Raw genomic sequence first — 14,625 nt, forward strand, 5'->3', positions numbered from 1 at the left:
AGAGTCTAGCAGCACGATTCGATGCCGGATGCGGACCGGCGCCACGCGCCGGGCGGGAACTGCATCACGCTCGCGCCCGGTCAAGATCCTCACCGACCGCGGGTCGCTCAGGGGCGTTCCCAGGGCTGGCTGGCCAGCGCCCGTTCGAGCAGCTCCCGCCAGGCCGGATCGAGCGCGAATGGCGCGGCGTCGATGGCGGCCAGCGGCATTACCGCACGCGTGCTGTTGGTGAAGAACGCGCCGCCGAAGCCGCCCACCTCGGTCAGCTCGACCCGCCGCACCGACTGTGGCACGCCGAGCTCGGCCAGCCCGGCTTTGAGCACCTGCATGGCGATGCCGTCCAACGCCGGGGCGTCGGGCCAAACGATGCCGCGCCCGTCGCAGAAGCCGACGTTCCATACCGAGCCCTCGGCGACCGCGCCGTCGGCGCGCACGAGCAATGCGTCGTCGAAGCCGAGCTGCTGGGCCTGGCGCCGCTGGTGGAACAGGTCGAAGCTGCCCAGGTGCTTGAGCTGGGCCGCTTCGCGCTCGACGCGCATGCTGCACACGCGCAGCGAGGCGGCGTCGATCCGGCGTGGCGGCGCCAGCGCGAGCAGCACGTCGGGCGCCACGCTGCGCAGCGGGTGGTCGCGATCGAACGCCTGCGAATAGACGCTGATCCGCACCGAGGCATCGGCATTGCCCACCGCCGCACGCAGCCACGCGCGAACGCGCTCGAGGTCGAGGTCGCTGGCGAACAAGGCCCGGGTGGCGTCCTGCAGGCGCTGCAAGTGGCGCTGCAACCCCTGCACACGCCCGTTGCGCACCTGCATCGCGGTGAAATGCCCATAATTGGTCGTGAGCAGCGCGGCGACATCGTCGAGTGTCGCTGGCCGACCGTTGAACCACATGCGCGGCGCTGTCACCAGCCCGACTCCCCTGCGCTACGATGCGCCACCTGCACCGCCCGCATTGTCACCAATTCGTGAGCACCCTGTCGCCCGCTGCCAAGGCGCAATGGCAAATCCATTTCTGCGTCCTGCTGTGGGGCTTCACGGCCATCCTCGGCAAGCTCATTTCGCTGTCGGCACTGCCGCTGGTGTGGTGGCGCATGCTGATCGTGGTGATCGCACTCGTGCTGGTGCCGCGCACCTGGCGCGGCCTGCGCGCGATCCCGCCGCGGCTCGCGCTCGCCTACGCCGGCATCGGCGTACTGGTCGCCCTGCACTGGTTCACGTTCTACGGCTCGATCAAGCTCGCCAACGCCTCGGTCGGAGCGACCTGCATCGCGCTGGCGACACCGATGACCGCGCTGCTGGAGCCATGGCTCGCGCGGCGCCGCTTCTCGTGGCGCGAGCTGAGCCTGGGTGTGGCGACGCTGCCTGGCGTCGCCCTCGTGGTCGGTGGAATCCCGGCCTCGATGCAGCTCGGACTGGCGGTGGGCACCGTGTCGGCCTTGCTCGTGGCGCTGTTCGGCTCGCTCAACAAGCGCCTCGTCGAACAGGGCGACGCCTTTGCGGTGACGGCGCTCGAATTGGGCGCGGGCACGTTGACCGTGACCGCGATCGCCCCGCTCCTGCCTTGGCTGTTCGCGCCGCTGGCGGGCGACGTATTCGCGCTGCCCGATGCGCACGACGCCGTGCTGCTGGCGACGCTGGCGCTCGCCTGCACCCTGCTGCCGTTCACGCTGTCACTGGTTGCGCTGCGCCACATGAGCGCGTTTGCGGCGCAACTGGCCACCAACCTCGAGCCCGTCTACGCGATCGCACTGGCGGCCCTGCTGCTGGGCGAGCAGCATGAGCTCACGCCACGCTTCTACCTCGGCGCAGCACTGATCCTCGGTGTCGTGTTCGTGCACCCGTTGCTGGAATCGCGGGGCCGCGTCAGGCACGCCCAGATCGTCGGCCCGGCCGAGGCCAAGCAGCTCGTCGACTGACGCCGACGCCCGGCACAGAGCCGACAATCCACCACAAGAAACCGTGGTATCGCCTTGATATAAAAGACTCTGCGACGCAGGACCGCGTCGCAGCCAATTCAGCGCGCGCCACCCTTGCGAGCACCGCCCTTGGGCTGCGGTCCGGCCGAAGGTTGCGGATTGAGGTTGTCGAGCAAAGCGCGCAGGTCGACCGAGATCGTCTTGCCGTTGCCGGCCAGATCGAGCGCGCCCATCGACTTGCGCGCCAGCGCGGCGCGATCGATGAACACCTCCTGCTCGGGCTGCGGCGGGCGCGAGGTGCTGCACAGGTCGCGCTTCAGGCGCAGGGTCGTGGTGCCGGGCCGCTGCCAGGGATACCCCGGCGACAGGCGCTGCACCATCACGCTCTCCAGCCTGACGACGACCGTGTCGTCGCCCAGTTCCATGCAACGACCAATGCCGATGTCGTAGGTCATCTCAACCTCGCTTGTTCACAAAGACAGATGGCCGATCCGGCGCCATGGCCGGTGCGCGGGTTGCGCCAGGGGAATCGACACAGGATCGGAACCGCCGAGGATAGTGCAGTCGACGTAAGAAAAATGTTACACGCAATGCCAATCAACATTATAAATGTTTCTTATCATATTGATTGTTAGCGTTTTCTCTAGCAGAAGCCCTCACCCAAATCCAACCGCAGTCGCAGCACAATCAGGCCTCTGCCTGCTGCCAGCCATCGCGATCGAACACGATCAGGCGCGGTTCGCTGCGGTGCAACTTGGCCCAGACCGCGACCAGGGGCGAGGTCGATCCGGTCCGCGCGAGCTGCAGGTCGCCGCCTTGCAGTCGCAGCGTCACGGCGCCCGTGTCGATGGCGAACGGCGTGCGTCCGGGCAGGCCCAGCGGCGCCCGGATGCGGCTGACACTGCCGTCGGCGCTGGCCGCGAGCACCAGCAACTCGTGGCGCAGTGGCCAGCGCGCCTGTGCAGTCAGGCGCAGCATCACCGGCTCGGCCAGCGCCTTGGCGGGATCTGCGGCCGGCGCCGCGGCAAGGTCGAACCACTCCGGGCGCTGCGCGATGGCCAGCAGTCGACGGCGGCTGAGTGCGAGCTGGCTCGCATGGCAAGCCAGCGCCGCCAACTTGCGCTGCAGGTGCGGCGGAGCACTCGGCAGCGGCGTCCCGGTCGGGCCGCTGCCGCCATGCACCCCATAGCGCAGGCATCGGCACGGCAGGCGCGTGCGCAGCAAGGCGAGCGCGAGTGCGACGTGCAGCGCGCTGTGGTCGGGGTGACGGTCGGCCAGCGCCGGCATGACCAGTTGCGTCGGCGCGAACGTACCCAGTTCAGCGGCCAGCAGCGTCACCGCGGCGTCATCGGCCAGCAGTGCCCGCGTCAGGCCCTGGTCGGGCCAGCCGAGGCAGCGCACCTCGATGGCACCGGCGCCGAGGACCTCGAGCGCGGCCAGCGCCTCGGCGCGCCGCCGCTCACCCCATCGCCGCCGCGCAGCCGCACCGATCCACAATCGTCGTTCGAGCCAGCGCTGCGGCCAAGGATTGTCGTCGCCATCACTGGCCAGCAACACGCGCACGCTGGCACCGGCGGCAAGCGCGCACTGGATCAGTTCGCCGCAGGCCAGGGTTTCGTCATCGGGATGCGGCGCCACCACGAGCACGCGGTCAGCACGGCTGAACTCAAGACTGGACACGGACGGGGGCGACGACGCGGCGATGGCCATGGCGGCCGAGCATAGCCGAGGCGTCGCCTTGCCGGCGCCGAATCAAGGTGCGAGCCGAGCCCAGCGTTCGCGCAGCTCGGCCAGACGCAGGTCGGCGCAGGCACCCGGAGACACGCGCGCAGCGAGACTGGCCTGTGGACTCCTGCCCTCGCCCGCACTGGCCGCGGTTGCCGCGGCGGCGCGATAGGCCTCGCGAAACGGCACGCCGGCAACGGCCTGCTCGATCGCCACGTCGGTCGCATACATGGCCGGTTCGATTGCCGCGCGCATCGCCGCATCATTCCACTGCAGTCGCGTGAGCAGGTCAGGCAGCAGCGCGAGCGCGGCCAGGCCGCGCGCAAACCCGCGCACCAGTGCGCCCTTGCTGAACTGCAGGTCGCGCTGGTAGCCCGAGGGCAGCGACAGCAGTTGTTCGATCTCGCTGCGCGCCGCGGCCACGCCGGCGTAGCTCGCGCGCATGAGCTCGACCACATCGGGGTTGCGCTTGTTGGGCATGATCGAGCTGCCGGTGGTGTACTGCGCCGGCAGCCTGACGAAATCGTATTCGGCGGTCGTGAACAAGGACAGGTCCCAGGCCAGCCGGCGCAGGTCGAGCAATGCCGCGCCGAGCGCATCGAGTGCGGCGATCTCGAACTTGCCGCGCGAGAGCTGCGCGTAAACGGGATTGACCTGCAGGCGCGCAAAGCCGAGTGCGCGCGTGGTGTGGTCGCGATCCAGCGCCAGGTTGACGCCATAGCCAGCCGCCGTGCCGAGCGGGTTCGCATCGATCCAGGTCAACGTGTCGCGCGCGCGCGCGGCGTCGTCGATGAAGGCCTCGGCAAAACCCGCCCACCACAGCGCCGTGGACGACACCACGGCGCGCTGCAGATGGGTGTAGCCGGGCAGCGGCAGCGCTGCGTCGGCGGCGCGCGCCAGACACACGCCAGCGACCGCATGGCACAGGCCCGCGAGCCCGGCCAACTGCGCCTTGAGCCACAGCCGCGTGGCCACCAGCACCTGGTCGTTGCGACTGCGCCCCGTGTGCACCTTGCGGCCGGCGTCGCCGAGACGCTCGGTGAGGCGCGCCTCGATCGCCGAGTGCCCATCCTCGAAACGCGCGTCGAGCGCGAAGCGACCGTCGCGGAAATCGGCGCCCAGCGCGTCGAGCTCGCCGAGCAATGCGGCGCACTCGGCCTCGCTCACGATGCCGATGCGGGCCAGTCCCTCGACATGGGCCTTGCTCGCTTCGATGTCGTGGAGGAAGAACTCGCGATCGAGCACCACGTCGTCGCCGGCGAGGAAGCGCATGATGCGCTCGTCGGTCGCGATGCCGGCCTTTTGCCACAGCAGCTCAGTCATGGGGGATGCCCTCCAGCTCGGGCCAGCCGAATGCCAGGTTGAGGTTCTGCAGCGCCTGCGTCGCAGCGCCCTTGAGCAGATTGTCGATCGTGGCGACGACCACGACACGCTTGCCGCCCGGCGCCAGCGTGATGCCGCCGATGTCGACATGGTGGCGCCCGGCGATCGCGCTGACCCAGGGCGCGGCCTCGACCACGTGCACGAGCGGTTCATCGGCATAGAACGAGCGATAGCGGTTCACCAGCTCGGCCTGCTGCCGCGGCTGCTGCAGCCACAGGTTCGCGGTCAGCGTAATGCCGCGAAAATGCGGCGCCACATGCGGCATGAACTCGACCGGCAGGCCGAGCTGGCGCGTGGCCTCGCGTTCGTGCAGGTGGTCGGTGAGCGCATAGGGCATGAGGTTGTCGCGCAGCTTGTCCGGATCGTTCTTGTCCGACGGCGTGGTGCCGGCGCCCGAATATCCCGACACGCCGAAGCAGGCCGGCGGCGCTGCCAGCTCGTCCTTGAGCGGCGCGATCACGAGCTGCATCGCCGTGGCGTAGCAACCCGGATTGCTGATGTGGCGCTGACCACGGTAGCGCGCGCGCGTCAGCTCGGGCAGGCCGTAGTACCAGCTGTCATCGAAGCGATGGTCGGCCGACAGGTCGACGACCACGCTGTCGGCCCGCTGCGCCGCGATCGCGGCCACGATCGGCGTGGCCTTGCCATTGGGCAGGGCCAGCACGACCGCATCGGCACGCCGCGCGCCGACTTCCTCGTGCGACAGGTCCTCGTAGCACAGGTCGCCGCCGTACTCGGCCACCTGGCTGCGCACCGGCGTGCCGGCAAGCTCGCGCGAGGAAACGAAGGCCAGCTCGAGCCCGGGATGGCCGACCACGAGCCGGATCAGCTCGGCACCGACATGGCCACGTGCGCCCACGATGCCGAGTGTTTTCGTGTTGCCCATTGCCATGTGTCCTCGCCGGCCCGCGCCGGCCACCAGAAATGTCAGTCGAGCAGGGTCGGCGCGCGCGCGCCGCTCAGCGCCACGCAGCGCTCGATCGCGGCGAAATCGTCCAGCCCGCACCAGAACACGCGCCAGCGCGGCAGGCGCAGGCAGCCGTCGCTCTGGTCGTGGTAGAAGGCATTGATCGCATTGCCGTGGCGCGAGCGCCAGAACAGGCGCGGGGTTTCCTCGCGCATGACCTGCCACACGGCACGCCCGAGGCCCTCGCCCTGCGCCTCGTCGAGCACGGCGAACTTGTCCAGATACACGTAGCCCGAATCCTCGACGAGGATCACGGCGGCGCGATAGTTCTCGCTCACGTAGGCCCGCAACAGGCGCGTGCGCTCGAAGTAGTCGGGCACCAGCCGGCGGCCGAACGCCGACTCGATGAGCTCGCGCAGACGGCCGCAGTCGACCTCGTCCCAGGACGACACGCGCCGCACGCGCTCGCCGCGTCGTACCAGCGTGCCCGAACCCTTGTGCGTGAACAGTTCCTTGGCCAGCTCGGCCGGGCGCGTGATCGACACCGACGACGACGGCGGCAGGCCATCGAGCAGGTCCTTGATCTGCTCGAGCTTGACCCGCATGCCGCCGGCCAGCCAAGGCTGCGCCAGCAGGTGCTCGTATTCGCTCGACAGGTTGATCGAGTCGATGATCTTGCCGCGTTCGTCGAGCAGGCCGCCGGTGCCGGTCAGGAACACGATCTTGTAGGGTTGCAGCACCTGCACCAGCTCGTTGGCGGCGAAGTCGGCGTTGACGTTGACGATCTGTCCCTCGCGCGTCTCGGCCAGCGAGGCGATCACCGGGATCGAGCCGACCTTGATCGCGGCTTGGATGCCGTCGGTGTCCACGCGCACGACCTTGCCGACCAGGCCATAGAGGTCGCGGTCGAGGAACTCGGCCTCGAACACGCCCGACTGGATCGCGGTGGCGCGCACGCCCTGCGCCTGCAGCGCCTCGACCAGCTTGAGGTTTTCCTCGCGCATGACCTGGCGCACGATCGCGAGCACGGCGGCGTCGGTGACGCGCAGGTTGTCGACGGTGCGCTTCTCGATGCCGGCCGCCTGCATGCGCTCGTCGAGTTGCGGACCGGCGCCGTGCACGACGATCGGCGTGAGCCCGACCTGCTGCAGGAACGCGAGCGAGGACACCAGCGCCTCGAGCTCGTCGCGCAGCACGGCACCGCCGACCTTGACCACGGCGAAGCGCGCCGCATCGAGCTGCGAAAAGCGCTTGAGATATTGCTGGATCTCCTTGGTGCTGGCCATGTTGGACAGCAGCCGCAGGATCGTCAGGCGCAGGTCGGTCATGGTCAGCGCCCGCTCAGCAGCCGGCAGCCGGAAGCGACCCCCGATCGTCGCGGCCGACGGCGAGGGCGTGGTCGAGTGCGGCAAGTGCAGATGCGGTGTTCACGGCGTGATCTCCAGCAGACGGTGGTAGGTGTGGACGGCGCGATCGAGTTGTTCCAGTGCGACCCATTCGTCGGCGCTGTGCGCCTGCGCGATGTTGCCCGGGCCGTAGACCAGGGCGGTGCAGCCTGCCTGCGAGAACAGCGCGGCCTCGGTCCAGAAATCGACCGCCGGGCCGATCGGCAGTTGCCATTGCATGGCCAGTCGCTGAGCGGCAAGGCGACGCGCCTCGGCATGGGCCGGATCGCCGGCCGGCAAGGGCGCGCCGCGGAAGGTCTCGCTGAACTCGACGGGCGCGACGTCGGCGCAGGCGCGCAGCGCCGCCAGCACGTCGTCGTGGGCCATCGATGGCAGCGGGCGGAAGCCGCAGCGCAGTTCCGCCGTCGGCGCGATCACGTTGGCCTTGATGCCGCCCTCGATGCGGCCGATGTTGAAACGCAGGCCGCGCAGGCCACCGAACGCCTCACCCGCCAGGCTCGCGACGTGATCGAGCGCGCGCGCGCCCCAGCGCACGGCCTGGTGCAGCGCGCTGTCGGCGGCCTGCTGCTCGCCCGAGGCATGGCCGGCACGACCGGCAAAGCGCAGCAGCAGCGAGCCGATGCCGCGATGCGCCAGCACGGCCTCGCCGCGCGTCGGTTCGGCGACGACGACCGCGTCGAATCGGCACGGCTCGCGCAGGAAGGCCGCGATGCAGCGCGCGTCATTGGCTTCCTCGTCGCTCGTGAACAGGAACGCCGCGTCACCGTTGCTTGCCTGTGCGGCAGCCAGCAGCGCGGCGGCCGCACCCTTGATGTCGCAGGCACCGAGCCCGACCGCACGCTCGCCGTCGACGCGCAGGGCAAATGGGCTGGCACTCCAGTGCGGCGAATCGGGCACCGTGTCGAGGTGCACGTTGAACAGGATGCGCGGCTGCCCGCGCCGCGCCAGCAGGCTCACCGCACCCGCCCCGTGGTCGCGCAGGTCGAGGTCGAAGCCGCCCAGCTCCGCGCGCAGGTAGTCGAAGATGCCGCCGGTGTCGATCGCGCGCGGTGGATTGCGCGTGTCGAAACCGACCAGTGCGCGCAGATGCCTGATGGTGGCGGTGAGCAGGTCGTTCACTGGGCCGCGTCCGCGTTGACCTGCGCCCACAGCGTCGAACTCATGCCGTAGAGCTTGATGAAGCCCTCGGCCTCGGCCACGCCCCAATCGGCCGATTGCGCGTAGGTGGCACCCTTGGCGTTGAGAATGTGGGGCGAGCTGACCGCCACCGCGCCGATGCTGCCGCCGTGCGTTTCGAGCACGACTTCGCCGCTGACGCAGCGCTGGCTCGCAGCGAGGAACGCTTCGAGGTCGGTCTTGAGTGGATCGTGGAAGAAGCCCTCGTAGACGAGTTCGACCCACTTGCGTGCGACCTCGGGCTTGAAGCGGTTCTGTTGTTTGGTCAGCACCGCTTCTTCGAGCGCCCGATGCGCGGCCAAAAGGGCCGCCAGGCCGGGCGCCTCGAAGATGATGCGTCCCTTGAGGCCGATCGTGGTGTCGCCGGTATAGATGCCGCGCCCGACGCCATAGGCCGCCAGCAGTTGGTTGAGTCGTGCCAGCAGGGCCGGACCCGCCAGCGCAACGCCGTCGAGCGCAACGGCCTCGCCGTGGACGAAGCCGATGCGCAGCCGCAGCGGCGTTGCCGGCCACTGGCTGCGCGGCTGGCACCAGCCACGCGCGCCCTCGCCCGGCGCTTCCCAGCGATCGATTTCGCCGCCCGACATGGTCAGGCCAAGCAGGTTCTCGTTGATCGTGTAGGCCTTCTGGCGGGCCTGCACCGCGAAGCCACGCTGCTCGAGGTACTGCTGCTCGTAGGCGCGCGTGTGGGTGTGTTCCTTCTGGATCTCGCGGATCGGCGCCACGATCGCGTAATCGCCGCGCGCCTTGACCGCGAGGTCGAAGCGCACCTGGTCGTTGCCCATGCCGGTGCAACCATGCGCGATCGCGCCTGTGCCGAGTTCGGCGGCACGTGCCAGCGCCGCGTCGACGATGAGGTAGCGATCCGACACCAGCAGCGGATACTGACCCTGGTAGGCCTCGCCGGCCCACACGAACGGCTTGACGAAGTGCTGCCACAGCGCCGGGCCGCCATCGACCGTCCGGTGCGAGGCCACGCCGAGCTCCTGCGCACGCGCCTCGATGGCGGCGCGCTCCTGCGCATCGACGCCGCCGGTGTCGGCGAACACCGTGTGCACGGCCCAGCCGCGCTCCTGCAGGTAGGGCACGCAGAAACTCGTGTCGAGCCCGCCGCTGAAGGCGAGCACGATGGGCTTGCGTGCGTCATTGGCGCTTGCTGAGTGTTGCTGCGGAACCGCGGCAGGATGCGACATGGGAGGGCTCGTATGGGGAAACGGGTTGCGTGGGAGACTGCTGTTGCAAATCACCAATCACGAATCACGGCCTTCCACCAGCCGCGCCATCACGGCCTTCTGCACATGCAGGCGGTTTTCGGCTTCGTCGATCGCGATGCACGCGGGCGAATCCATCACGGCATCGGTGGCCTTGACGTTGCGCCGCAGCGGCAGGCAGTGACTGAACACGGCATGGTCGGTGAGCGCCATCTTGGCCTCGTCGACGATGAAGTGGCGATGCGCATCGCGGATCGGTTTTTCATCGGCCCAGCGACCAAAATACGGCAACGCGCCCCAGCTCTTGGCGTAGACCACGTGTGCACCGCGATAGGCCTCCTGCGGATCGTGGCTGAGCGTGAGCGAACCACCGTTCTCGGCCACGTTGCGCCGCGCGAACTCCATGTAGCGCGCATCGAGCAGGTAGTCGCGGTTCGGGCACAGCAGGGTCACGTCCATGCCGAAGCGGGTGGCGATCTGCAGCGCCGAGTTGGCCACCGCCGTATTGAGCGGCTTGGGGTGATAGGTCCAGGTCAGCACGTACTTCCTGCCACGCAGGTCGGCGCAACCAAAATGCTGCTGCAGCGCCAGGATGTGGGCCAGCTCCTGCATCGGGTGCGTGATCGTTTCCATGTTGATGACCGGCACGCTGGCATGGCGCGCGAAGGCGTGGATCACGCGATCCTCGCGATCCACAGTCCAGTCCTGGAACTTCGGGAACGCGCGCACGGCGATGAGGTCGACATAGCGCGACAGCACGCGCGCGACTTCGGCCACGTGTTCCTCGGCCTCGCCGTCCATGACCGTGCCGGACTCGAACTCGATCGGCCAGGCATCCTTGCCGGGCTGCAGCACGATCGCGTGGCCGCCAAGCTGGAACGCGCCCAGCTCGAAGCTCGTGCGCGTGCGCATCGACGGATTGAAGAACAGCAGCGCGATCGACTTGCCGGCCAGCGCGGTGCCGCTGCGATGGCGCTTGAACTGCGCGGCCTGCGCCAGCAGTGCGTCGAGCTCGGGGCGGGACCAGTCCTGAGTGGAAAGGAAATGTCGCATCGTCATCGTGACCTGCCGTTGGTTGAAGACTCCGGCCACGGATGGCCGCCTGGTTCCTGGCGCGGAACGCGCCGCGCGCACGCATTCATCGACTCGAAATCTCGTCCCGGCCCGAGCAGAAACAAAAAACCCGGCACGGGGGCCGGGTTTTCGCTCCAATCGATACAGCAACGCGCGATCGGCTACCCGGCAGGATGGCTCGGTTCCGGTCGGCGCGCGCGCGAGGTCATGCCAGCCGCCATGCGGGCGCTGGTCAGGTTCTGCGGTTGGACGGCCAGAAGGCTCATGCGGATCTGCACATTCACGCGTTGTTCGAGGGCGCCACCTTAGCGGCTAACCTGTTGCGGTGCAATAGACATCGCCCGGGTGGACAACGCCCTCATTCGGCCGGCTCGATGCTCACTCGCACGCGCAGGCGGTCACCGGGGTCGTAGCCCAGGCGCGACATGAACACGTCGCCGCGATAGCGGTACTGCACGTCGTAGGCGACGATGCGATGCTCGGCCGGGCCCGCTTCCATGCGACAGCGCCGCTCGACGCCTTCGTAGTAGCCATCACTGCCGCGCGCCATGTTGTTGCCGATCGCGCCTCCGGCGACCGCGCCGGCCACCGTTGCCGCACGGCGCCCATCGCCCTTGCCGACCGTGCTGCCGAGCACGCCGCCGACGATCGCACCGATCACGGTGCCGGCCGCGCGATTGCTGCCCGTGTCGCCCGGATAGGCCACCGGCACGTCGTCGCAGACCTCGCGCGCCGGGGCGCGCACATGGTCGTACACCGGATCGACGCGCAGGACGTCGGCCCAGACCACCTTGGAGTTGCTCGTTCCATCGTCCGCGTAGCCCCGCTCCTGCGCCGCTGCCATCTGGGTCCCCGCCAGCAGCAGCAATGTCACCCAAAAAACTGCCTTCATGTTGCCTCCACGAAGAGCCGCCGCGGATCTTTCCCGTCAGTCGGTCATGACGCTTGCTGCAGGCGATTTCAGCACGCGATCGCTGAACCCCGACCTAAGCCGCAACGGCCTGCGCTGCGGCTTTCCGACGCAGTTCCGAGGCCGGATGCTGCAGTGCGGCTGCTATCATTGCGCGCTCACCAAGGAAGCCGCGATGCCATTGCGCCTGTACAACAGCCTGACCCGCCGCGTCGAGGAATTCGTCCCGCTCGATCCGCAGCGGGTCACGATGTACGTGTGCGGCCCCACCGTCTACAACTACGTCCACATCGGCAACGCGCGTCCGCCGGTGGTGTTCGGACTGCTGGCCCGCCTGCTGCGACGCCTGTATCCCAAGCTCGTCTACGCCCGCAACATCACCGACGTCGACGACAAGATCAATGCCGCGGCGCGTGAAGCCGGCGTCCCGATCGAGACGATCACGAGCGGCTACGCCCGCGCCTTTAGCGACGACATGGCGCGGCTCGGCGCCGATCCGGCCGACCTCACCCCGCATGCGACCGCGCACATCGCGCCGATCATCGCCATGTGCGAGCGTCTCATCGCCAACGGCCATGCCTATGCGGCGCAGGGCCATGTGCTGTTCGACGTCACGAGCTTCCCGGCCTATGGCGCGCTGTCGGGCCGCTCGGTCGAGGACATGATCGCCGGCGCCCGCGTCGAGGTGGCGCCGTACAAGAAGAATCCGGCCGACTTCGTGCTGTGGAAGCCCTCCACGCCCGACCTGCCCGGCTGGGACAGCCCTTGGGGCCGCGGCCGTCCTGGCTGGCACATCGAATGCTCGGCAATGGCCGCCGCGCACCTGGGTGAATCGATCGACATCCATGCCGGTGGCAACGATCTCATGTTCCCGCATCACGAAAACGAGATCGCGCAGAGCACCTGCGCGCACGGCGGCAAGATCTTCGCGCGCTACTGGCTGCACAACGGCATGCTGACCTTCGACGGGCGCAAGATGTCGAAGTCGCTCGGCAATGTGCGCGTGCTGCATGACCTGCTCGACCGTTACCCGGGCGAAGTGTTGCGCTTCCTGCTGCTCAAGGCGCACTACCGCCAGCCGCTGGACTGGTCCGACGCGGCACTGGCGCAGGCCCGCGCCACGCTCGACGGCTGGTACACGGTGCTGCGTGACCTGGCCGACATCGAGGTTGCGCCAGGCGAACGCGAATCGCCGGCGGCAATCGACGCCGCCCTCTGCGACGACCTCAACACGCCCGAGGCGTTTGCCGTCGTCGCCGGGCTCGCCGCCGCCGCGCGCGCGGCACGCACGCGCGAGGAACAGCGCCGCGCCAAGGCCGAACTGCTCGGCGCCGCCGACATGCTCGGCATCCTGCAGCACGATCCCGAAGCCTGGTTCAAGCAGGATCTGGCCAGCGACACGATCGATGCCGCCGAGATCCAGCGCCGCGTCGAGGCGCGCGTCGCCGCCAAGCAGGCCCGCGATTTCGCCACCGCCGACCGCATCCGCGACGAACTGCTCGCCGTCGGCGTCGTCATCGAGGACACCGCGCAGGGACCGCGCTGGAAAGTGGTGAAGACCGGTGGCTGAGCCGCACCTCATCGCCGGCGCCGAAGCCGAGCAGAGCGCGATCGCCGAGGAGTTCGCCTATTTCGGCGACTGGACCGAACGCTACCAGTACCTGATCGACCTCGGCCGCAAGCTGCCGCCCTATCCGCAGGAACTCAAGACCGACGAGCGCATGGTCACCGGCTGCCAGTCGATGGTCTGGCTCGACGCCACCGGCGACGCACGACGACTCGACTTCCGCGCCACCAGCGACTCCTCGATCGTGAGCGGCCTCATCGCGCTGCTGCTGCGCGTCTACTCGGGACGTTCCGCCGCCGAAATCCTCGCCACCGAGCCCCATTTCATCGACGCGATCGGACTGGCGCGCCATCTCTCGCCCACGCGCAGCAATGGGCTGGCCGCGATGCTGGCCAGGATCAAGCAGTACGCGCGGGCAGCCGCTGGCTGAAGCGCTACGCCGCGGCGCGGCTGGCCTCGTACACGCGCACATGCGCGAGTGCTGCCGCCAGCAGCGGCGCGTCGATGCCCAACGCCGTGGCGCGCGCGTGCATGTCGCCGAGGATGTGCTCGCCTTCGGTACGCGCGCCACGCTCCAGGTCGCGCAGCATCGACGCCTTGAGCGGCGAACCGGGCGTGCCGAGGATCGTATCGGCCGCCGCCACGAGCTGTGGCGGCAGCGCATGGCCGCTGCCGGCCGCGACCGCCAGGCACTCGCCGTGCAGGCGGCGGATCAGCGTCGCCCCGTCGGCCGTGGCCAGGATCTGCCCGACGTTGGCGCGCAGCAGGCAGGTGATGCCGGCCAGCGTGCTGATGAAGGCGAACTTGTCCCACATCGCAGCGATGATGTCGGCACTCTCGATCGCTTGCGGACCGAGCGCCATCAGCGCGCCGCGCACGGCGGCAGGCACCGGCGCGTCGCGCCCGCGACTGCCGAAGGTCAACCATTCGAGCTTGCCCAGATGCTCGATCGCGCCGTTCGCATCGAGCGTCACCGAGATGTGGGCGAGGCCGCCGAGCACGCGCGTGGCGCCGAACGCCGCATCGAGCGCATCGAGGTGACGCAGGCCGTTGAGCAGCGGCAATACGCGCGTATGCGGCCCCACCGCCGGCGCGATCGCCGTGATCGCCGCGTCGAGGTCGTAGGCCTTGCACGACACGATGACGAGGTCATACGCGGCATCGACCGTCGTCAGCGCGGCGACCGCAGCGCTGAAATCACCCCGCCCCGAGTGCACGCGCAGCCCCGTGGCCGCCAGCGTGGCCGCACGCGCCGGCCGCACCAGGAAGCTGACGTCGACCCCATGCTGCAGCAGGCGCGCACCGAAATAGCCACCGATCGCGCCGGCGCCAAGGACGAGGATGCGCATTG

14 protein-coding genes are annotated in these 14,625 nt (G+C 69.0%); 3 read left to right on the forward strand and 11 right to left on the reverse strand.

Annotation, left to right across the window (positions count from 1 at the left end; all coding sequences use genetic code 11):
• Window positions 1-107 precede the first annotated feature (107 nt).
• On the reverse strand, window positions 108-905 hold the full coding sequence (locus KF903_RS07650) for an aminotransferase class IV (protein ID WP_291213267.1): 798 nt from the start codon (window positions 903-905) through the stop codon (window positions 108-110).
• 68 nt (window positions 906-973) lie between these two features.
• Between KF903_RS07650 and KF903_RS07655 the strand changes: the two genes are divergently transcribed.
• Window positions 974-1,915 (forward strand): DMT family transporter, encoded by a 942-nt coding sequence (locus KF903_RS07655; RefSeq protein WP_291213390.1) that lies wholly within the window; start codon window positions 974-976, stop codon window positions 1,913-1,915.
• 98 nt (window positions 1,916-2,013) lie between these two features.
• Here KF903_RS07655 and KF903_RS07660 read toward each other — a convergent pair whose 3' ends face one another.
• The 9 genes from KF903_RS07660 to KF903_RS07700 all read right to left on the reverse strand — a co-directional run bounded on the left by KF903_RS07660 (window position 2,014) and on the right by KF903_RS07700 (window position 11,689).
• Window positions 2,014-2,370, reverse strand: coding sequence for a hypothetical protein (locus KF903_RS07660; RefSeq protein WP_291213269.1), 357 nt, complete (start codon window positions 2,368-2,370; stop codon window positions 2,014-2,016).
• A 232-nt stretch (window positions 2,371-2,602) separates the two neighbouring features.
• Window positions 2,603-3,595 carry a PIG-L family deacetylase gene (locus KF903_RS07665; RefSeq protein WP_291213271.1) on the reverse strand — a complete coding sequence of 331 codons (993 nt, stop codon included), beginning with the start codon at window positions 3,593-3,595 and terminating at the stop codon, window positions 2,603-2,605.
• Between the two features lie 72 nt (window positions 3,596-3,667).
• Entirely contained in the window at window positions 3,668-4,963 is a 1,296-nt protein-coding gene (locus tag KF903_RS07670) for an argininosuccinate lyase (RefSeq protein WP_291213274.1), read from the reverse strand.
• Window positions 4,956-5,909 carry an N-acetyl-gamma-glutamyl-phosphate reductase gene (gene argC / locus KF903_RS07675; protein WP_291213277.1) on the reverse strand — a complete coding sequence of 318 codons (954 nt, stop codon included), beginning with the start codon at window positions 5,907-5,909 and terminating at the stop codon, window positions 4,956-4,958. Before argC ends, KF903_RS07670 begins: the two co-directional genes overlap by 8 nt.
• A 41-nt stretch (window positions 5,910-5,950) precedes the next feature.
• Window positions 5,951-7,258, reverse strand: coding sequence for an acetylglutamate kinase (locus KF903_RS07680; RefSeq protein ID WP_291213280.1), 1,308 nt, complete (start codon window positions 7,256-7,258; stop codon window positions 5,951-5,953).
• Window positions 7,259-7,357: 99 nt separating this feature from the next.
• Window positions 7,358-8,455 (reverse strand): acetylornithine deacetylase, encoded by a 1,098-nt coding sequence (locus KF903_RS07685; RefSeq protein ID WP_291213283.1) that lies wholly within the window; start codon window positions 8,453-8,455, stop codon window positions 7,358-7,360.
• Window positions 8,452-9,705, reverse strand: coding sequence for an argininosuccinate synthase (locus KF903_RS07690; RefSeq protein WP_291213286.1), 1,254 nt, complete (start codon window positions 9,703-9,705; stop codon window positions 8,452-8,454). The genes KF903_RS07685 and KF903_RS07690 overlap by 4 nt, the downstream gene beginning before the upstream one ends.
• Before the next feature lie 57 nt (window positions 9,706-9,762).
• Entirely contained in the window at window positions 9,763-10,782 is a 1,020-nt protein-coding gene (locus KF903_RS07695) for an N-acetylornithine carbamoyltransferase (protein WP_291213289.1), read from the reverse strand.
• A 373-nt stretch (window positions 10,783-11,155) separates the two neighbouring features.
• A complete protein-coding gene (locus KF903_RS07700; protein WP_291213292.1) occupies window positions 11,156-11,689 on the reverse strand; it encodes a glycine zipper 2TM domain-containing protein in 534 nt (177 codons plus the stop codon).
• Between the two features lie 193 nt (window positions 11,690-11,882).
• Here KF903_RS07700 and cysS point away from each other — a divergent pair, with 193 nt between their 5' ends.
• Together cysS and KF903_RS07710 are read left to right on the forward strand one after the other, a co-directional pair.
• A complete protein-coding gene (gene cysS, locus KF903_RS07705; RefSeq protein ID WP_291213295.1) occupies window positions 11,883-13,277 on the forward strand; it encodes a cysteine--tRNA ligase in 1,395 nt (464 codons plus the stop codon).
• On the forward strand, window positions 13,270-13,704 hold the full coding sequence (locus KF903_RS07710) for a SufE family protein (RefSeq protein WP_291213298.1): 435 nt from the start codon (window positions 13,270-13,272) through the stop codon (window positions 13,702-13,704). Before cysS ends, KF903_RS07710 begins: the two co-directional genes overlap by 8 nt.
• A gap of 4 nt (window positions 13,705-13,708) precedes the next feature.
• On the opposite strand, the gene KF903_RS07715 is transcribed toward KF903_RS07710, so the two are convergent.
• Window positions 13,709-14,623, reverse strand: a complete 915-nt coding sequence (locus KF903_RS07715; RefSeq protein ID WP_291213301.1) for a ketopantoate reductase family protein — start codon at window positions 14,621-14,623, stop codon at window positions 13,709-13,711.
• Window positions 14,624-14,625: the final 2 nt, after the last annotated feature.

It is taken from the genome of Dokdonella sp. (genome assembly GCF_019634845.1).
GTDB lineage: Bacteria > Pseudomonadota > Gammaproteobacteria > Xanthomonadales > Rhodanobacteraceae > Dokdonella_A.